This is a genomic window from Sphingomonas sp., from assembly GCF_039594485.1.
Lineage (GTDB): Bacteria > Pseudomonadota > Alphaproteobacteria > Sphingomonadales > Sphingomonadaceae > Sphingomonas.
Map to the genome: position 1 here is coordinate 1 of NZ_JBCNNI010000006.1, position 19,172 is coordinate 19,172.

Below are 19,172 nucleotides of genomic sequence, written 5' to 3' on the forward strand. Positions count from 1 at the left end.
CCAGCAACCGCAGCCGTTCACGGTCATCGGCCGCCTGCACGGCCGGCCCAGCACACCGCGACGCATCATCCCGGCACCAGCGCCGCAGCGTCTCCGCCGTGCAGCCGATCTTCCCCGCGATCGAGGTGATCGCTTCCCACTCCCAAGCATGGTCCGCCCGGTGTTCGCCAACCATCCGAACCGCACGCTCGCGGACCTCGGGGGAAAACTTGTTCGTCGTCTTGCTCATTCCGGATACTCCTACTCACAAGTTGGAGCTTCCGCGAAATCCGGGGCGGTTCACCCCTCCAGCGCAGCGGCGAACAGCAAGGTGGTATCGAGACACGTACCCAATCGTTCGTCGGCGATCGTCGCGGGGCGGCGCACCTTCTGCCCGCGCGCCTAGAAACTGGCGGGCGGCTCGGCGTAATGAACCGCCATTGCCGCGATTGCGGAATAGATCGCGGCCGTCAGCATATAGGCACGCTGCGGATCGCCTGACTGATAGCCATCAAGGCCGCTGGGATGGCCGTGCTCCGCCAAACGGTCGGCTGCGCTGCGCAAGATGCGCCCGACGGCAGGATCGTTGGGCATTACAAAGGCGGGCAGGAGTTGTGCCATATCGGCAACGCCACCCCATTCGTCCCGCGCCAGCAGGCGGACAGGGACGCGTTGTTCGTCCAGCAACTGGTCGCCCGCAGCTAAGCGGAGGGTGATTTCGCCGCGCTCGGCTTCGTTGAGACCCGCCAGATACGCAGCATCGAGTTCGATCTTCCGATCACTGATGGACAGGCTATCGCCCGGCGCGAGCCGATCGATGGTCCAGGATTTCGCCCTGAGGAAAGCAGGTGACGACGCGAGCTCAAGCCGGATGTTTTCATGATGCCGGCCATCGGCGTTTTCGATTCCTATCCCGCGAACAACAGGTATCGCATTCTGATAGGAAGCATAGGTGAAACTTCCAGCAATGTCCGCTACGAGTATCGGGCTTTTCTCCTGAGGCCGGTCGATGCTCGATCGGTCGAAATTGCCTGCGTCAGAATTCTGCATGCAGCCCCCTTGCCAGGGGCAAGGCTAGACAATCATTTTCCTCATTAAAAGATGAAATTAAATCCCATTTGGGTGATGCCTCATCCCGACAGAAAATGGAGAAACGACGCGGAAGGCAGAACAACGCCCGCATCCGCGCGCGGCCCTCACCCAACTCCGGCCAAGCCTTTGCTACGCGAAGCCCGAGTCTGCAGGATCTTCCCCTTTCACAAGGAAAGAGAGAGAAGAAAAAGCAATGCCCAATGCCGACTCGACCTAAAGATCGAATGCGGGTGGCACGACCAGGGCCAGCGATCAGGATGTCCGCGCCAGGATGCCTTGATCATCACGCCGGGTCGTCCTCGGCACCAGAATTTCCCAATAATTCGAGTGCCCATCGCTTTTACCGCGGGCGCGCCATTATCCCAGTTGTATATCCAGAGCGGGCTGGTGGAGCCCGTAAAGGCTCTTCGCATCGCGCCTTTGCCGCTCGTTGCCAGGCATAAGCTTCCCAAGCTTGCGACGGGGGCTTTGCGCCCGCGCCTCTCTTGATCATCGCCAGCCGAGCGCCGGAGCGACATGGCGCAGGATGTTCTCGATCACATGCGCGTTATACGCCACGCCCAACTGGTTGGGCACGGTGAGCAGCAGCGTATCCGCCTCCGCGATCGCCTCGTCCGCACGGAGCTGTTCGATCAGCGCGTCGGGCTCGGCCGCATAGGAACGGCCGAACACGGCGCGCATATTGTCGATGAAACCCACCTGGTCCTGGCTGTCGTCGCGGCCGAAATAGGCGCGGTCCTGGTCGGTCGTCAGCGCAAAGATCGAACGGGATACTGAAACGCGCGGCGTGCGCGTATGGCCCGCCGCCGTCCAGGCTTCGCGATAGGCGCGGATCTGGTTCGCCTGCTGGACGTGGAAGGGCTCGCCGCTCTCATCCTCCTTCAGGGTCGAGCTTTGCAGGTTCATGCCGCGCTCCGCCGCCCAGATCGCCGTCGCGTTCGACGCCGAGCCCCACCAGATACGGTTCCGCAGCCCCTCGGAATAGGGCTCCAGCCGGAGCAGGCCCGGCGGATTGGGGAACATCGGGTTGGGGCTTGGCTTGGCGAAGCCACGTCCCTGCAACAGGTGCAGGAACACCTCGGCATGGCGGCGGCCCATATCGGCGTCGGTTTCGCCCTGTGCCGGGCCATAGCCGAAATGCCGCCAGCCCTCGATCACCTGTTCGGGCGATCCCCGGCTGATCCCCAGTTGCAGGCGACCGCCGCTGATCAGATCGGCCGATCCGGCATCCTCGACCATGTAGAGCGGGTTCTCATAGCGCATGTCGATGACGCCGGTGCCGATCTCGATCCGCGAGGTGCGGGCACCGACGGCGGCCAGCAGCGGAAAGGGCGATGCCAGTTGCTGCGCGAAATGATGAACCCGGAAATAGGCACCATCGGCGCCCAGTTCCTCGGCCGCGACCGCCAGGTCGATCGACTGGAGCAGTACGTCCTGCGCCGAGCGCGTGGCGGACTGGGGGGAGGGCGACCAATGGCCGAACGACAGGAAACCGATCTTCTTCATGGCCCCAAGATAATATGGGCCGACGCGACTTACACCGGGCCTGGGAGGCTCTCAGTGGGAAAGCCTGTGTTTCCAACTGGAGGCCATCCGCATCAGCGCGGGCGCCATTCTGCGGCGAGCGCGGCCTGTTCCTGTTCGGCGTCGAGCGGCATGTCGACCATCATGTCCTGCGCCTCCGCCATCAGCGCGGCGTCCGACGATCCCGCCTGGGCATAGCCACCTTTCGCCGCGGGGGCGCTGCCCGGCAGGGTTCGTTCCAGCGCCCAGCGATCGTCCCTGCGGCAGGCGATGCCGTCGGCGGCCGCGGACTGGAACACACGGCAATAGTGATTGCCCTGGCTGCGGAAGCTGACCGCGATCCGCACCGCGCCATCGCCGCCGCTCGGCTGATGGTCGAGTGCCTGGGCCAGTGCGCCCGAGGCATAGAGCCCGTGATCGGTGGCGGCGATCGGCCCGCGATCGACACCACGCCCGACCAGAACCCCGACAACGAGGCAGGCCGCCATCGCCGCCGCCGAACGCCAGGGCGCGCGGGACCAGCGCGACGGGGCGGGACGACGCTCCGCAAGAGGGATGACGTTGGAGCGCAGCAGGGCCACCAGCCGGTCCGGCACGGGTTCTTCTGCGACCGGCGAATAGGCAGCCGCCATCGTCGCCCTCAATTGCCGGTGGCGCGCGACGTCCTCGGCCAGTGCGGGATCGGCTGCGATCGCCGCTTCTACCCTTTTGGCGGTCAGCGGATCGAGCGCATCGTCGGCATAGGCCATGAGCAGTTCGGGTTCGATCGTCATGCCGTTTCTCCCAGCCGCGCCATCAGCGCCTGTCGCCCCCGGACCAGCCGCGAGGTCAGGGTGCCCATCGGAATATCGAGGATATCGGCGGCTTCCTTATAGGCCAGTCCTTCGACCAGCACGAGCGCCACCGCCTCACGCTGTTCGTCGGGCAGGGTGCGCATCGCGGCCTCCACTTCATTCAATGCGACCCGCGCTTCCGCGCCGCCCGGCGCGCCGACGCCCAGGCCCGCATCCTCGGCGATGAAGGTCTGCGCCGCCCGGGTGCGGGAGCGGGCGGTGTCGATCCAGGCATTGCGCATGATCCGGTACATCCAACTGTCCAATCGCGTTCCGGCCTGCCACGATCCCCGCGCCATCAGCGCCTTTTCGATCGTGATCTGGGCCAGATCATCGGCATCGGCTGCATCGTGGGTGAGCGATCGCGCGAACCGCCGCAGTCGCGGCAGCAGCAGCAGCAACTCATTCTCGAACGCAGCCAAGCCTGTTTCCTTAATTGCAGGGATGAAACGAATAAGGATGATCGTTTAATCCATGTCGCAATGCGTTTTGCAACGGGAGCGTGCGGGTGAAGCGGAAATGGGCATGGAGCATGGCGACGGTGCTGGCCGCGACGCTGATCGGTGCAGGCGGCGGTGCGGGAGAGGCGCAGCTGCTTCCCGCCATGCCCGCGCTGCCCGGCCTGCCGGGTATCGGACGCGGCCTGTCCGACCTGCCCGATCCCGGCGCGGCGATCGCGTCCGTGGGGCGCATCTCCCGACAGGCGGTCGAGCGGCTGGACACGGTCCGGCGCGAGACCTTCGCCCGGCTGGTGCGCGATCACCCCGACGCCATCACGTTCGATCCTCAGGGTTTTCCGGCCCGCGCGGGCGAGGTGGTGGTCGATGCGCCCAGCGATGCGCTGCTCGGCGCGGCGGTGAAGGCGGGCTATACGCTGATCGAGCGTGATGAGGTGCTGGGCGTCGGCTTTGCCCGGTTGCGGGTGCCGGAGGGGCGTTCGCTGAAGGCGGCGCTGAGTGAAATCACCCGCCTGGGCGGCGGCGAGGTCAGCGCGGACCAGCTTCACCTGCCGAGCGGGGTGGTGTCGGGCGGTGCCCCTGTACCAGCGGCGGATAGCGGCGGCCGTGGCCCTTGGGTCGGGGTGATCGACGGGGGAGTCGATGGCGCGGCCGTCGTGCAGGGGTTCGCGACCGGCGCGCCGCGCGCCAATGATCACGGCACGGCGGTCGCTTCGTTGATCACGGGCGGCAACGGCGTGCGCGGTGCACTGCCCGGTGCGCGGATCGCCTCGGCCGATGTCTATGGCAGCGATCCGGCGGGTGGGAACGCGACCGCGATCGCCAAGGCGCTGGGGGGGATGGTGCGGCAGCGCGTGCCGGTCGCGACGATCAGCCTGGTCGGCCCCGCCAATCCGCTGCTGGCGCGCGTCGTCGCGGCGGCCCAGGCGCGCGGGCTGATCATCGTGGCGGCGGTCGGCAATGGCGGGCCGATGCAGCCCTTGTCCTATCCGGCCTCCTATCCCGGCGTCGTCGCCGTCACCGCGGTCGATGCCTGGGACCGCGTGCTGATCGAGGCCGGGCGGGCGAGCCATGTCGACTATGCCGCGCCGGGGGCAGACATGATGGCGGTCGGGGTCGGCGGGCGACGGATCAAGGTGCGCGGAACCTCCTTCGCCGCGCCGCTGGTCGCAGCGCGGATCGCGGCGGTCTATCCGGCCCCGGAACCGGGACAGATCCGTCCGGCGCTGGCGCGTGTCGACGCCTCTGCCCGCGATCTGGGTCGGCGCGGCGAAGATAAAATCTTTGGCCGTGGAGTGGTTTGCGCGGAATGTCGGACCCCTGCGCAGTAAATTTTGCGGGAGAGGGGATTAAACCGGATCGCTGCTCCGTTGTCTCTCCAGAAGATAAGGAGAATGATGATGAAGAACGTCCTGTCCGGTACCGCCCTTCTTGCCGTCACCCTGGTTGCGGCCCCTGTTTCCGCGCAATTGCTTGGCGGCGGTGGCCTTGCCGGTGGGCTGGGTGGCCAGTTGGGTGGCGCGACCGGCGCGCTGAGCGGCGCGGCCAACGGCTCGCTGAATGGCATGACGCACACTGGTCCGGTCTCGACCGATGGCGTGGTCAGCACCCGTGGCGCGGGCCGTCTGGACCGCAGCGTGGATACGCGCCGTGGCCGGGTGTCGGCTTCCGGCAATGCCTCGGGCGGCGGCGCGCTCGATCAGGCGACGCGGGTCGGCCAGAGTTCGGGTGGCGCCAATGGCGCGACCTCGGGCGCGGTTGGTGGCAGCGTCGATGCGCAGCTCGTCGGCACCGATGCGGTCCGCGATGCCGCCGGACGCACGGTGAGCACGGTCGGCCAGGTCGCGGACCGGGCGCGTAGCACGGCGGGGGCGGTCGGCAACCGGGCTCGCGGCACGGTCGCCAATCTTGCCGACCGGGCGTCCAATGCCGGCGGCAACGTTGCCGGCGCGGTCACCGGCTCGGGCTCGGCCGCGCTGTCGGGGGCTGGCGGGAATGCTTCCGTCATGGGCAACCTGGCTCTGGCGGGCAGCGGCGCGGCGCAGGGCGGTGCCTTTCCGGTCAACCCCGGCATGGCGGTGACCGATGCCAAGGGCCGGGCGATCGGCGCGGTTCAGTCGGTCCGCAGCAATGCCGAGGGCGCGGTCCAGCAGGTGCTGGTGAAGGTCGGTAACAAGGTCGCCGCTGTGCCCGCCGCCAATTTCTCGGGTTCAGGCAATGTCCTGGTCTCGGCGATGGGTCAGGGCGAGCTGTCCAAGCGCGCCGACTGATCCGGCGGGGCGTCAGGTCCCAACTCATGGTGCGCCCGTTCCTTCAGGAGCGGGCGCATCGTTTGTGAAGGTGTCAGGTATGAAGGGGCTCCGGCGGGCCGGGCAGCAAACGGATATCGGTCGATCCGGCGCATAGGTTGATGCCGCCATCCCGCGCCGCACGATCGATCTCGGCCAGTTCGCCCTCCGCGAAGTCGAGCCTGTTCACCGCTCCCAGGATTCGTCGAGCTGTTCGACCGTCCGCGCGCCGATCAGGGCGGAGGTGACATGCGGATCGCGCAGGCGCGGGGGCAGGGTGGCGATTTCGGTGTCGAACGGGCGGGCCGCGGCGACGTTTCTCGCCGGATCAAATGCTTATTTCGTCGGATGGGCGTGGAACCCTATGCCGGCTCGGCCCTTCAAGCGCAGGTTATTGATCCTGATTGATCGTTGGAGACGCCTCGGCATGCCGCGCACCGCCCTCTTCCTGCTTCATGCGCTGGGCGGTAGTGCGCGGGCCTGGGATGCGGTCATGGCGCGGATCGGACCTGGTGTCGCATGCAGGGCGCTCGACCTTCCGGGGTTCGGCGCGCGCGCGGACCAGGGCTATGCGGACGTCGAACGCATGGTCGATGGCGTGATCGATGTCGTTCGTTCTGCCCGCGTCGATCGCTGGATCATCGTCGGCCACAGCATGGGCGGCAAGATCGCGACGCTGGTCGCCGCCCGCGCCGGGTCCGGGGAAGTGGGGCTTGAAGGGCTGGCCGGTGTCGCCCTGATCGCCGCTTCGCCGCCCGGCCCAGAGCCGATGGACGAGGACCGGCGGGCCGAGATGCTGGCCTGGGCCGCCGATGGCCGTTTCAGCAGGACGGAGGCTGCACGGTTCGTCGATGCCAATACGGCAGAGCGTCTTCCCGACCGGCTTCGCGATGCTGCGATGGACGATGTGCAGCGCTCCGCGCCCATGGCCTGGCGAGGCTGGCTGGAACGCGACAGCCGGGAGGACTGGAGTGCTCAAGTCGATCGGATCGCGGTGCCCGCATTGATCGTGGCGGGCGCGGAGGATGGTGATCTGGGCGAGGCGGCGCAGCGACGGCTGAACCTGCCCCATTATCCCGAAGCGACGCTGCATGTCGTGGACGGCGCGGCGCATCTGCTGCCGCTGGAACGGCCGGATGCCGTCGCCCGTCTGATCGCTGACCTTGCCGGGCGGGGCGCGGCGCAGGATTTCTGAGGGAGAGACGGAATGGATCTGGGCATCAAGGGCCGCATCGCGCTGATCAGTGGCGCGGATTCGGGCATGGGCAAGGAAACGGCTCGGCTGCTGCTGGAGGCGGGCGTGCGGGTCGCGCTGACCGACAAGGCGGGCGGGTCGCTGGACTCGGCGGTTGCCGAGCTGGAATCGCTGGGCGAGGTCATGGCCGTGACTGCCGACGTGACCAAGCCGGAGGACGTCACCGCGCTATGGGCCAAGGTTCGCGAGCGGCTGGGCGATCCAGACATCTATGTGAACTCGGCGGGCGTGACGGGCGCGACCGGCGACTTTCTGGAGATCGATGACGATGGGTGGCGCGAGACGCTCGACATCGACCTGATGGGCGCGGTCCGCATGTGCCGGGAGGCGATTCCCGCAATGCGCCGGAAAGGCTGGGGCCGGATCATCCTGATGGCATCCGAAGACGCGGTGCAACCCTATGTCGAGGAACTGCCCTATTGCGCGGCGAAGGCGGGTATCCTCAGCTTGGCTAAGGGCCTGTCCAAGGCGTATGGCGGGGACAATGTGCTGGTGAACACGGTATCCCCGGCCTTCATCGCGACGCCGATGACCGATGCGATGATGGAGAAGCGCGCCAAGGAGAAGGGTGTCAGCTTCGACGAGGCGATCGCCACGTTCCTGGAGGAAGAGCGCCCCGGCATGGCGCTGAAGCGGCGCGGTCGGCCGGAGGAGGTCGCGGCGGCGGTCGCCTTCCTGGTGTCGGAGCGGGCGAGCTTCATCAACGGTGCGGGGCTGCGCGTCGATTCCGGTTCGGTGTTCACCATCGCGACCTGATTTCGCCCCTGCCGTCGGCGTGGCGCGCGCGAACCGGCGGCGCTAGGCTGGCGGCAGAACAGGGGAGAGACGGATGATCGGACGCTCGGCGCTGGCGGTTGCGAGCATCGCTTTGGTGGCGGGCGGCTTGCCCGCGCAACAGGGGCAGATGGCGAGCCCGACTTTGGGGGCGATCAATTACGGCTTTGACGGGCCGATGGCCCCGCCCCGCAAGGCACCCAGCTTCGGCGACGAATTCACCCGCCGGATCGATCCCGCCCGCTGGCGCTGGGATGTCAGCCGGAACCGCCAGGGCTGGCCCAATCACGAACTGCAATATTATGCGGGGCCCGACCGCCCCAATGCCCGGATCGAGGAGGGCGCGCTGGTGATCGAGGCGCGGCATGAGGCGTTGCGGGATGAGGACGATTGGGGCGGACAAGCCTATAGCTCGGCCAAGCTCGTGACGCAGAAACCGCTCGGCTATGGCTTTTACGAGGTACGCGCCAGGCTGCCCTGCGGACGGGGGATGTGGCCCGCCATCTGGCTGCTGCCGATGGATGGATCGCGCTGGCCCGACGGGGGCGAGATCGACATCATGGAGATGGTGGGCTGGGATCCGAACATGATCCACGCGACGATGCATTCCGCGCTCTATAACCATGTGCGCAAGACGCAGCGCGGGGCGCAGGTGCCCGTCGCGGGGGCCTGTACCGCCTATCACCGCTATCAGCTCGACTGGACGCCGAAGGCGATCACCATCGGGGTGGATGGTCGCGCCTATATGCGGGTGAAGAATGACCAGCCGGGCGGGGCGGGGGCCTGGCCCTTCACCCGGCCCTATTCGCTGATCCTGAACCTTGCGGTCGGCGGCGACTGGGGCGGGGCGAAGGGCATCGACGACAAGGCCCTGCCACAGCGGATGGCGGTGGATTACGTCCGCTACTGGAGGCGCTAGAGCAGCGTTCCCGACAGGATGGCGAGCGCGATGGTGAAGTAGATCACCAGGCCGGTCACATCGACCAGCGTCGCGACGAAGGGGGCCGATGCGCTCGCCGGATCGAAGCCCATCCGTTGCAGGACGAAGGGCAGCATCGAGCCGGCCAGCGAGCCGAAGGTCACGATCCCGACCAGTCCGGTGCCGACCGTCGTCGCGACCAGCACCCAGTGCGGCCCATAGTCGTAAAAGCCCAGCGTCTGCCATAGCGCGATCCGCGCGATGCCGAGCGCGCCCAATATGGCCCCCAGGGTCATCCCGGCGGGCAGTTCGCGCAGGGCGACCCGCCACCAGTCGCGCAGGCGGACCTGCCCCAGCGCCAGCGCGCGGATGATCAGCGAGGTCGCCTGGCTGCCGCTATTGCCGCCCGAGCTCATGATCAGCGGGATGAAGAGCGTCAGCACGACGGCGCGTTCCAGCTCGGACTCGAAATGCTGCATCGCGCTGGCGGTCAGCATCTCTGAGAAGAACAGGATGCTCAGCCACCCGGCCCGCTTGCGGATCATCGCGAGGAAACCGGTTTCCAGATAGGGATTGTCGAGCGCTTCGACGCCGCCGAACTTCTGCGTATCCTCGGTATGCGCGGCGACCAGGGCGTCGAGCACGTCGTCCACCGTCACGATGCCGATCGGGCGGCCCTGTTCGTCGATGACGGGCAGGGCGAGCAGGTCGTGGCGACGGATCAGATGCGCGACCTCCTCGCGATCCGTGGTCGGGGCGACGGTGATGGGATCATGGCCGCGTGCCAGGTCGATCGCGCGCGAGTCCGGGTCGGCGGCGATCAACTGGCGCAGCGAGACGGTGGCGACCAGCCGCCCCTGCGGCTCCAGCAGGAAGACCGAATAGACGGTCTCGCGGCTGCGCTCGACGGTGCGGATATGCGCCAGCACTTCCGCAACGGTCACGTCGGCGGAGCAGGCGACATATTCGGTCGTCATCATGCCGCCCGCGCTGTCCGGCGGCCAGCTGAGCAGCGTGTCGATCGAGGCGCGGACGGCGGCGGGCAGCGCGGCGCGGATGGCGGCGGCGTCCTCCTCGTCCATCTCGGCCAGCACGTCGGCGGCGCGGTCCTCCGACATCTGGGAGATCAGCGCGACCGCGCGGGCCGGCGTCAGGCGCGGCAGGATCTCGGCGGCGGAGCGCAGTTCGGGGCTGTCGAGCACGGCGACCGCGCGCGCGTCGGGCATTTGCGCCAGGGCGTCGGCCGCTTCCTCGACGGACAGCGACTGCAACGTATCGACGAGATCGGCGATGGACAGGCCGCGCCGGGAGGAACGGAAACCGGCGGCGACACCGGCAATCAGATCGTTGACCATTTCAAACCTTTCGTCCGCACGACCCGGGCGGACGAAAGCCAGTTGCGAAACTAGCGGACGAGCCCGGGGCGTGCGGCGCTACTGGAACTGTCGCTGGACATGTTCTCGCTTTCTGGAACGACGCGGGGGCTCCCGCGCCTGGGCCGCCCTCTGATCCTCGCCGAGGCGATCGTCAACACCGGGAGGGCCATCTGACAAATTTTTAATCTGCGCATCAAGGGTCGGGCGTCGCGGCTCCGTCTGGAGGGCAAAGTCCATGAAGGGGATCATATTCGTGCACCGCCTGCTCTTCGCCTCGACCGCCACGCTCGCGCTGGCGGCGGGGGCGGCCGCCTCGGCCCAGACCGTGATCGACACGAAGCGGACGACGCCGGTCCGCACCGCCACCGCCAACAATGGCGCGCCCGCCGATGTCAGCATCGCGGCGGCGGGCAGCGTGGTCACCACGGGGGGCACCGCCGTCACGATCGACAGCAACAACAAGGTCGCCAATGCCGGGACCATCCAGATCACCGATGCCAATGACGCGATCGGCATCGGCGCGAATGCGGGGGCGAGCGGTGAGATCACCAACACCGGCAAGATCATCCTCGACGAAAGCTATACGCCGGTCGATATCGACAAGGACGGCGATCTCGACGGTCCCTTCGCCCAGGGCGCGCGCCGCACCGGCATCCGCACCGCCGGGGCCTTTACCGGCAACGTCACCAATGGCGGCGAGATCACCATCGAGGGTAACGACTCCGCCGCTATCCGCCTCGGCGGTCCGCTGACCGGCAATCTGGTCCAGTCGGGCAAGATCAGCACGCTGGGCGACCGCTCGGTCGGCGTGGCGGCCGGTGCTGTGTCGGGCAATGTGACGCTGGGCGGCACGATCGTCGCGGTCGGCCAGGGCGCGGTGGGCGCGCGGATCGACGGCGATGTCGGCGGTGCCCTGACCATCGAAGGGGCGATCGGCTCCACCGGCTATCGCTACACCACGCCGCCCGCCGATGTGTCGAAACTCGATCCCGACGATCTGCTGCAGGGCGGATCGGCGCTGATCGTCGGCGGCAATGTCGCGGGCGGGATCACGCTGGGCAATGCGACCGGCAAGGTGGCGGACATCATCTCCAACGGCACGGCGCCCGCGATGCAGATCGGCGCGGCGGATCGCGCCGTGGTGATCGGCGCGACCGGCGGGGCGACCCCGACGGCGGGGCTGGTGGTCAATGGCCGCATCTCGGGCGTCGGCGTCTATAGCGGCGTGCGGGCGACCGCGCTGTCGATCGGCGGGCTTGGCGGCGCGGTGCAGATCGCGCAGGGCATCGCGGTGGGCGGTACGGTGCAGGCGACCGCGAATGGCGCGGAGGCGACCGCGATCCGTATCGGTGCGGGCGCGTCCACCCCGGAGTTGCGCAATGGCGGCTCGATCACCGCGACGGGCGGCGGCGCGGCGGATGCGGTGTCGATCGCCATTCTGGTCGATACCGGCGCATCGCTGCCGACCATCCGCAACACCGGCGCAATTCGCGCCGGCGCGACGGGGTCTGCCGCCACCGCGATCCTCGACCGGACGGGTGGGCTGAGCCTGGTCGAGAATGCCGGGACGATCGCGGCGGCGGGGGGCGATTCCTCGCGCAGCGTCGCGATCGACCTGTCCGCCAACACCAGCGGCGCGGTCGTCCGCCAGATCGCACCCGCCTCCGGCGCGGCGGCTCCGACCATCACCGGCGCGATCCGGTTCGGCAGCGGCAACGACCGGCTGGAGATCGCCGCGGGTACGGTCAGCGGCGACGTCGGGTTCGGCACCGGTAACAACAGCCTGACCATGAGCGGCACCGGCATCTATGCGGGCACCGCGACCTTCGGGACGGGGGCGGACACGCTGACGATCGGCGATACCGCCCGGTTCGACGGGGTCGCCGATTTCGCCGGGCAGGGACAGGATCTGCTGGCGATCACCGGCAAGGGCATTTTCGCCGGAAGGCTCGCCAATGCGAGCCATGTCGCGGTGACGGTGGCCAGCGGTGGCGGCACCTTCGCGGCCAATGGCGTGACCAACATCGCCTCGTTGAGCCTGGGCGACCAGTCGATCCTGAGCGTCGCGCTCGACAAGGCCAACCCGACCGGCAACCTGATCCAGGTGGGCGGCGCGACGACGATCGGCGCGAACAGCCAGCTGGCGCTCCGCGTGTCCGGCGGAACCGATGTGACGGGCCGCTATGTCGTGCTGCGTTCGGGCACCTTGACCGGCGCGGGCAACCTGACGCTCGCCCCCTCCGCCATGCCGTTCCTGTACAAGGGTGCGATCGTGGCGACCCAGCCCAACGAGATCGCGGTCGAGGTCAGCCGCAAGGCCAAGACCGAACTGGGCCTGAGCAACGCGGGCGTCAGCGCCTTCGACGCGATCGATGCCGCGATCGGATCGGACGCCAAGCTGTCGGATGCCATTCGCGGCATCTATGACGGTGCGGCCTTCCGCGGTGCGGTCGAACAGATGCTGCCCAATTACACCGGCAGCGTGTTCGAGGGCGTGACGCTCGCCTCCCGTGCCGCCGCCGCGCAGCTGCGCGAGCCTGCGGGCGAGTTCAGCGAGGAGGGGAAATGGGGCTATTGGCTGACCCCGCTCGGCTGGGACGCATCGAAGGGCACGCGCTCGACCCGCAGCTATGATGTGCGCGGCTGGGGCATCAGCGGCGGCATCGAGAACAAGACCGATGCGGGCAATTTCGGCGCTTCGCTCTCCTATATGAGCGGCCGCGAAAATGAGGGGTCGGCGGTCAACCGGGTCAATCACAGCCAGTATGAACTGGCCGGGTTCTGGCGCGCCCGCTGGGGTGCGCTGGCGGCCCAGGCGCGCGGCTCGGCGGCGTTCCTGTCCTTCGATTCGCAGCGCCAGTTCAACGGCGTGGTCGGGTCGGAAGCGGTGCAGCGGCGCGCGACCGCCGACTGGAAGGGGATGCTCTATTCGGGCTCCGGCTCGGTATCGTGGGAGCATTGGGTAGGCCAGTTCAACGTGCGGCCGATCCTTGCGATCGACTATTACCGGCTGAACGAGGACGCGTATCGCGAAAGCGGCGGCGGGACCGGATATGACCTGACCGTGCGCAAGCGGACCAGCGACGAACTGGCGCTGACCGCCAGCGTCGCGGCGGGCATCAATTTCGGCGGCGACAATCGCTACGCGCAGTGGAGCCGCCTGGAGATCGAGGGGGGGCGTCGCGAACGGATTGCGGGCACGCTGGGCCGCACGATCGCCAGCTTCGGCGACGGCACACCCTTCGTCCTCGACCCCGAGCGTCGCGATGGCGGCTGGATCGGCCGGGTCCGTGCGATCACCGGGACCAGCGAAATCCGCCTGAGTGGTGAGGTGAATGCCGAACAACGTCTTGGCAACGTTGCGCTTTCTGCGCGCGCTGCCCTTCAGTTCGCCTTTTAGGCGAGTTCGGTCGCGTGCATCCCCCCTGTAGCGCGCGCGGCCGTTCGGAGCCCCACCATGCGTCCCGGTGGGGCTCCTTTCCATGGGCGGAGGCTTCGTCTAAACGGCGAGACTTCCGCCCATCTTGTCCGGTCCAGACCATGACGCCCACCGGGATCGAGGCCGTTTTCCTCGCCAATCGCGAAAAGCTCGTCCGCTTCCTGGCGGCGCGTGGCGCGGGCGATGCGGCCGAGGATCTGGTGCAGGATCTGTGGCTGAAGCTCTCCACGCGGATGGACGGGCCGATCGCCAATCCGCTGGCCTATCTCTATCGCGCCGCCGATATGCTGATGATCGACCGCTATCGATCGCAGCGGCAGTCGGAACGGCGCGAGCGGGACTGGGCCGAGGGACAGGATGATGCGGGCGGGGCCGAGGCCCCGGCGGCCGAACGCATCGTCGTCGCGCGCCAGACCGCCGAGCGGATCGCGGGGACGCTGGCCGAATTGGGCGAGCGGCCGGCTCTGGTCTTTCGTCGCGTGCGTGTGGACGGCGCGCCCCAGAAACAGGTTGCCGCCGAACTTGGCATCAGCCTCAGCACCGTCGAAAGCGATCTTCGCATGGCGGCCCACGCGCTCGCCGCGCTCAAGGAACGGATCGGATGAGCCAGCACGATCAATCTTCGAACGCGGTTGACTCGGTGGCGCTCGACTGGGCGCTTCGCATGGCTGATCCGGCGCGAGCCGACTGGGATGCCTTCACCCTCTGGCTGGAGGCCGACCCGAGCCATGCCGAGCGCTACGACCGGATGGCCGCGACGCTGATCGAGGCGGAGGAGGCGCTGGCCGCCTTTCCCGATATCGCATCGCCGGCGCCGATCCTGCCCGAGGTCAGACCGGCGCGCCGCCCGTTGCGCTGGATCGGCGGGGCGGTGGCGGCGGCGCTGGTCGGCACGCTGGGCCTGAACCTGTGGAACGACCGGCCACAGCCTTATGCGGTCGAGACGGCGGCGGGCGAGGTGCGTCGCATCCCCCTGGCCGACGGCAGCATGATCGTGCTTGCCGGCGGATCGCGCGTGACACTGGACAAGCAGGCGCCGCGCCGGGCGGTGCTCGACCGGGGCGAGGCGCTGTTTCGCGTGCGCCACGATGCCCGCCATCCTTTCGCGGTCGATGCGCATGGGCTGGCATTGACCGATCTCGGCACCGTGTTCGACGTCCGACTGGGCCAGGACCGCACGCGGGTCGCGGTGGCCGAGGGCGCGGTGCTGGTCGATCCGAAGGGGGCGGCACTTCGCCTTGATGCCGGACAGTCCGTCGTCATGGAGGGCAGCCGTCTGGTCCGCCAGCCGGTCGCGCCGGAGATGGTGGGCGAGTGGCAGGCGGGACGACTGGCCTATGACGGCGCACCGTTGAGTGAGGTCGCGGAGGATCTGGCCCGCTTCCTGGGACAGCCTGTCGTCGCCGCGCCGCGCGTGGCCGCGCGCCAGTTCCGGGGCACGATCGATCTGGAGGCGGCACGGCGCGACCCCGATCTGCTCGGACGCTTGCTGGACGTAACCGTGCGGCGGCGCGACACCGGCTGGACGCTGGAGCCGCGCGGGTGAGATTCCCCGGGGGGCGGCTGGCGATCGGGCTGTATATCGTCACGGCGGCCCCCGTCGCGGCGGCCGAACGCCTGTCCGTCGACCTGCCCGCCGGGACGGTCGGCGCGCAGGTGATGGCGCTGGGGCGACAGGGCAGGGCCAATGTCGCGGTCCCTGACCCTCGATTGTGGGGCCGCCCCGTGCCCGCCTTGCGCGGCCGAATGTCGGTCGAGCGTGCCGTCGCGATGATCGCGCGGGCCGCGGGCGCACGGGTCGAGACGATCGGCGTCTCGAGCTGGCGGCTGGTCCCCCGCCGTCCGAAGGTCGAGAGGGCGGTTCGCCACCATGTGCCCCCGTCGCCGCCGTCCGACACGCAGGGCGCGGACGTGGTCGTCACCGCCAGCAAGCGCGATACGACCCGCGACCATTTCGCGGGTCAGATCGTGCGGGTGGGTGGTGACGTGCTGGAACTGGGCGGGGCGGGCGGCACGTCGCGGCTGGCCGACCGGACCACGGTCGTCGCCTCCACCTATCTGGGTCCGGGGCGCAATAAGCTGTTCATCCGGGGCATCGCCGATTCCAGCTTCACCGGGCCGACCCAGGCGACGGTGGGGCAGTATTTCGGCGACCTGCGACTGAGCTACAATGCGCCCGATCCCGATCTCCGGCTGGCCGATCTGGCGGCGGTCGAGGTGCTGGAGGGGCCACAGGGCACGCTTTACGGTGCCGGGTCGCTGGGCGGGCTGATCCGTCTGGTGCCCAACGCTCCCGACGCGACGCGCGCGGCGGGATCGGTGATGCTCGGCGGATCGGCGACGACGCACGGCGCGCCGGGAGCCGATGCGCAGGCGGTGCTCAACATGCCGGTGATCGCCGACCGGCTGGCCGTCCGCATCGTCGCGGATACGGCGAGCGAGGGGGGCTATATCGACAAGCCGCTGCTCGGTCGGACCGACGTCAACCGGACCCGGATCGAGGGCGGTCGTGCCGCCGCGCGGCTGGATCTGGGCGGCGGGTGGAGCGTCGAGGCGATCGGCATCGGCCAGCGGATACGCGGGGCCGACAGCCAATATGCCGATCGCGACGGGCCGCCGCTGAGCCGGTCCGCGCCGGTGACCGAGGGTTTCTCCGCCGATTTCGGGCAGGCGCAACTGGTCCTGTCGGGGCGCGTCGGCGCGGTGCGTTTCCGCTCGACCAGCGGCGTGACCGCGCATGATCTGATGGAGCGCTATGACGCCACGCCGCCGGGCGGTCCGGTCCAGTTGTTCGCACAGGCCAATGCCACGCGGATGCAGGCGAACGAGACACGGGCCTGGCAATCGTCGCCCGACGGATCGGGCTGGCTGGCGGGTTTCAGCTATGTCCATAACCGCACCCGATTGACCCGCCTGTACGGCGAGCCCGATGCGCTGGTCCCGCGCACCGGGGTCGTCAACAGCGTCGAGGAGGCGACGCTCTATGGCGAGGCCAGCCTGCGCCTGCTGCCTGGACTGCTGACCACGGCAGGCTTGCGGATCACCCATTCGGTGATCGACGGTGCGGGTGAGGACCTGCCCGCCTCGCTGTCGGTGCAGACGCTGGCCCGCTTGCGCGAAGTGACCGCGCGGCGCGGGCAGACGATCCTGCTTCCCTCCGCCGCCGCGCTGATCGACCTGACGTCGGGGGCGCAGCTTTTCCTGCGCTATCAGCAGGGATTTCGTCCCGGCGGCCTGACGATCGAGGGGCCGGTCGTCCGCCAGTTCCGCAACGACCGGGTTGCCACGATCGAGGCCGGCTTGCGCACCGGGCGGCCGGGGCGCGACCGCTTCGACGGGTCCGTCACGCTGGCGCATACCGCATGGCGCGACATCCAGGCCGATTTCATCGATTCGACCGGCCTGCCCAGCACCGCCAATATCGGCGACGGCCAGCTCTGGACGATCGAGGCCCTGGCGGGCGTGCGGCTGGCCGAGGGCCTGCGGATCGAGGGCGCGCTATCCTATAATGACAGCCGGATCGACGAGCCGTCCCAGGCACGGGCCTTTGCGCTGACCGGCGCCTATGGCTTCGATCCGGCGATGGCGCGCGCCGAGGTGCTGGCACGGCTCAGCCAGATCCCGAACATCGCGAAGGTCACCGCACGCGCCGGTGCGGCCTATCACCGGATGCTGGCGGGCGGGCGCGACCTGCGGGTCGATGGCTGGCTGCGCTATGTCGGCCCGTCGCGGCTGGGCGTTGGGCCGATGCTGGGCGAGCGGCAGGGCGATTATCTCGACAGCGGGCTGACCGCGCGACTGGGGTTGGGGGCGATCGGGGTGAGCGCCACCGTCACCAACCTCGCCGATGTGCGCGGCAACCGCTTTGCGCTGGGCACGCCCTTCACCACGGGGCGCGATCAGGTGACGCCGCTGCGCCCGCGCACATTGCGCATCGGGCTCGACGCGGCGTTCTGATCACCGGCGCGGTGTCACGAACAGCGACAGCGGCACCGCATCGGCCATCACACGATAACCCTCCCGGCTGGGGTGGAGATGATCGCCCGAGTCGTAAGGCGGGGCCAGCCGGTCGGGCCTCGCCGGATCGCGCACCACCCGGTCGAAATCGACCACGCCGTCGAACAGGCCGGAGGTGCGGATGAAGGCGTTGATCGCCTGCCGGTCCGCCTCGATCTCGGGGCCGGGATGATAATAGTCATTGCCCTGGAACGGCGTGATCGTCCCGACGACCAGGCGGATGCCGTGCGCATGGGCGCGTTCGGCAAGCTGGCGATAGGCACCTGTGATCGCCCGCACGATCGCCCTGTGCGTCGCGGCATCGACCGGATGATCGCGGGTCAGCACGCCCAGGTCGTTCACCCCTTCGAGCAGGATCGCATGGGTGACGCCCGGCCGGGCGATCACGTCGCGGTCGAACCGCGCCATCAGATTGGGGCCGATCCCGTCGAGCAGCACCCGGTTGCCGCCGATCCCGGCATTCACCACCGAAAAGCGTCGGGTCGCGGGCGTCGTCGCCAGCCGCCGGGCGAAATCGTCGGGCCAGCGGGTGTTGCTGTCGTCCTTGATCCCATAGCCGTCGGTGATCGAATCGCCGATGGTGACGATGGTCGCGCTCTGCGCGGCATCGCCGACATCGATATCCGACAGGGCCCACCAGCCGCCGATCTTTTGCGCGTCGGGCAGCGAGGCGCTGGCGGTCGCGTTGCCCGCGCTCAGGAAAGTGGTGGCGCGCGCACCCGAATGGCCGGTGGGGGTGGCGACGGCTTCGGGGAAGTAGAGGCTGACCGCCACATCGCCGCCCGCGGTGACCGACAGGGGGATTTCGTCGGAATAGAGTTCGGCCCCGGGCGGCACTGTCACTTCGCCCGCGCCGTCGAAGGTCACGACACGCGGTGAGGCCACCATGTCCTGGCCCGGCATAGCCGCCCCGATGCTGGCCGCACCGATATGCAGCGGGGTCGTCCCCGCCACGTTGGACACGCGCAGCCGGACGACCTTGCCCGTGGCGGTCAGACGGACGGTCTGGCGGATGGTGAGCGGGCCGGCCTTGGTGATCCGTTCGGCATTGGCGCCTTCGATCCGCACCTGCGACGATCCCCAGGCCGGGGTCCAGCGGGCGACGCGGGCATCCGCGCCGGTCGCGATCATCAGCGCGGCGAGCGTCGCCATCGTCCAGTGCTTCATGCCCATCCTTTCCCATTTTGTCCGATCCGCGCTTGCGGCCTGTCGATTGGG

17 protein-coding genes and 1 pseudogene are annotated in these 19,172 nt (G+C 68.7%); 10 read left to right on the plus strand and 8 right to left on the minus strand.

Annotated elements, in window-relative coordinates; translation table 11 throughout:
• The 5 genes and pseudogenes from ABDV78_RS03775 to ABDV78_RS03795 form a co-directional block, all read right to left on the minus strand.
• A pseudogene (locus ABDV78_RS03775) lies at nt 1-229 on the minus strand (IS3 family transposase); the annotation flags it as partial.
• 152 nt (nt 230-381) lie between these two features.
• The gene (locus tag ABDV78_RS03780; protein WP_343525872.1) at nt 382-1,029 is read right to left on the minus strand and encodes a hypothetical protein; all 648 of its coding nucleotides are present in this window, start codon (nt 1,027-1,029) and stop codon (nt 382-384) included.
• Between the two features lie 531 nt (nt 1,030-1,560).
• Nucleotides 1,561-2,577 (minus strand): LLM class flavin-dependent oxidoreductase, encoded by a 1,017-nt coding sequence (locus tag ABDV78_RS03785; RefSeq protein WP_343525873.1) that lies wholly within the window; start codon nt 2,575-2,577, stop codon nt 1,561-1,563.
• A gap of 92 nt (nt 2,578-2,669) precedes the next feature.
• Entirely contained in the window at nt 2,670-3,368 is a 699-nt protein-coding gene (locus tag ABDV78_RS03790; protein WP_343525874.1) for an anti-sigma factor, read from the minus strand.
• The gene (locus ABDV78_RS03795; RefSeq protein WP_343525875.1) at nt 3,365-3,850 is read right to left on the minus strand and encodes a sigma-70 family RNA polymerase sigma factor; all 486 of its coding nucleotides are present in this window, start codon (nt 3,848-3,850) and stop codon (nt 3,365-3,367) included. Before ABDV78_RS03795 ends, ABDV78_RS03790 begins: the two co-directional genes overlap by 4 nt.
• A gap of 86 nt (nt 3,851-3,936) precedes the next feature.
• On the opposite strand from ABDV78_RS03795, the gene ABDV78_RS03800 reads away from it, so the two are divergent.
• Nucleotides 3,937-5,217, plus strand: a complete 1,281-nt coding sequence (locus ABDV78_RS03800; protein WP_343525876.1) for a S8 family serine peptidase — start codon at nt 3,937-3,939, stop codon at nt 5,215-5,217.
• 63 nt (nt 5,218-5,280) lie between these two features.
• Nucleotides 5,281-6,156, plus strand: coding sequence for a hypothetical protein (locus ABDV78_RS03805; protein ID WP_343525877.1), 876 nt, complete (start codon nt 5,281-5,283; stop codon nt 6,154-6,156).
• 73 nt (nt 6,157-6,229) lie between these two features.
• Here ABDV78_RS03805 and ABDV78_RS03810 read toward each other — a convergent pair whose 3' ends face one another.
• Nucleotides 6,230-6,364, minus strand: coding sequence for a hypothetical protein (locus tag ABDV78_RS03810; RefSeq protein WP_343525878.1), 135 nt, complete (start codon nt 6,362-6,364; stop codon nt 6,230-6,232).
• A gap of 59 nt (nt 6,365-6,423) precedes the next feature.
• Here ABDV78_RS03810 and ABDV78_RS03815 point away from each other — a divergent pair, with 59 nt between their 5' ends.
• The 4 genes from ABDV78_RS03815 to ABDV78_RS03830 all read left to right on the plus strand — a co-directional run bounded on the left by ABDV78_RS03815 (nt 6,424) and on the right by ABDV78_RS03830 (nt 9,122).
• On the plus strand, nt 6,424-6,582 hold the full coding sequence (locus ABDV78_RS03815; protein WP_343525880.1) for a hypothetical protein: 159 nt from the start codon (nt 6,424-6,426) through the stop codon (nt 6,580-6,582).
• Nucleotides 6,583-6,601: 19 nt separating this feature from the next.
• Nucleotides 6,602-7,369 (plus strand): alpha/beta hydrolase, encoded by a 768-nt coding sequence (locus ABDV78_RS03820; RefSeq protein ID WP_343525881.1) that lies wholly within the window; start codon nt 6,602-6,604, stop codon nt 7,367-7,369.
• Nucleotides 7,370-7,381: 12 nt separating this feature from the next.
• Entirely contained in the window at nt 7,382-8,185 is an 804-nt protein-coding gene (locus ABDV78_RS03825) for an SDR family oxidoreductase (protein ID WP_343525882.1), read from the plus strand.
• A 73-nt stretch (nt 8,186-8,258) separates the two neighbouring features.
• Nucleotides 8,259-9,122, plus strand: a complete 864-nt coding sequence (locus ABDV78_RS03830; RefSeq protein ID WP_343525883.1) for a glycoside hydrolase family 16 protein — start codon at nt 8,259-8,261, stop codon at nt 9,120-9,122.
• On the opposite strand, the gene mgtE is transcribed toward ABDV78_RS03830, so the two are convergent.
• The gene (gene mgtE, locus ABDV78_RS03835) at nt 9,119-10,477 is read right to left on the minus strand and encodes a magnesium transporter (protein WP_343525884.1); all 1,359 of its coding nucleotides are present in this window, start codon (nt 10,475-10,477) and stop codon (nt 9,119-9,121) included. The two genes, ABDV78_RS03830 and mgtE, sit on opposite strands and share 4 nt — an antisense overlap.
• Before the next feature lie 256 nt (nt 10,478-10,733).
• Between mgtE and ABDV78_RS03840 the strand changes: the two genes are divergently transcribed.
• The 4 genes from ABDV78_RS03840 to ABDV78_RS03855 all read left to right on the plus strand — a co-directional run bounded on the left by ABDV78_RS03840 (nt 10,734) and on the right by ABDV78_RS03855 (nt 17,894).
• The gene (locus tag ABDV78_RS03840) at nt 10,734-13,898 is read left to right on the plus strand and encodes an autotransporter domain-containing protein (protein ID WP_343525885.1); all 3,165 of its coding nucleotides are present in this window, start codon (nt 10,734-10,736) and stop codon (nt 13,896-13,898) included.
• A 140-nt stretch (nt 13,899-14,038) separates the two neighbouring features.
• Nucleotides 14,039-14,542 carry an RNA polymerase sigma factor gene (locus ABDV78_RS03845; RefSeq protein WP_343525886.1) on the plus strand — a complete coding sequence of 168 codons (504 nt, stop codon included), beginning with the start codon at nt 14,039-14,041 and terminating at the stop codon, nt 14,540-14,542.
• Nucleotides 14,539-15,483, plus strand: a complete 945-nt coding sequence (locus ABDV78_RS03850) for a FecR domain-containing protein (RefSeq protein WP_343525887.1) — start codon at nt 14,539-14,541, stop codon at nt 15,481-15,483. Before ABDV78_RS03845 ends, ABDV78_RS03850 begins: the two co-directional genes overlap by 4 nt.
• Nucleotides 15,480-17,894, plus strand: a complete 2,415-nt coding sequence (locus ABDV78_RS03855; RefSeq protein WP_343525888.1) for a TonB-dependent receptor — start codon at nt 15,480-15,482, stop codon at nt 17,892-17,894. The genes ABDV78_RS03850 and ABDV78_RS03855 overlap by 4 nt, the downstream gene beginning before the upstream one ends.
• On the opposite strand, the gene ABDV78_RS03860 is transcribed toward ABDV78_RS03855, so the two are convergent.
• The gene (locus ABDV78_RS03860) at nt 17,895-19,121 is read right to left on the minus strand and encodes an SGNH/GDSL hydrolase family protein (protein ID WP_343525890.1); all 1,227 of its coding nucleotides are present in this window, start codon (nt 19,119-19,121) and stop codon (nt 17,895-17,897) included.
• Nucleotides 19,122-19,172: the final 51 nt, after the last annotated feature.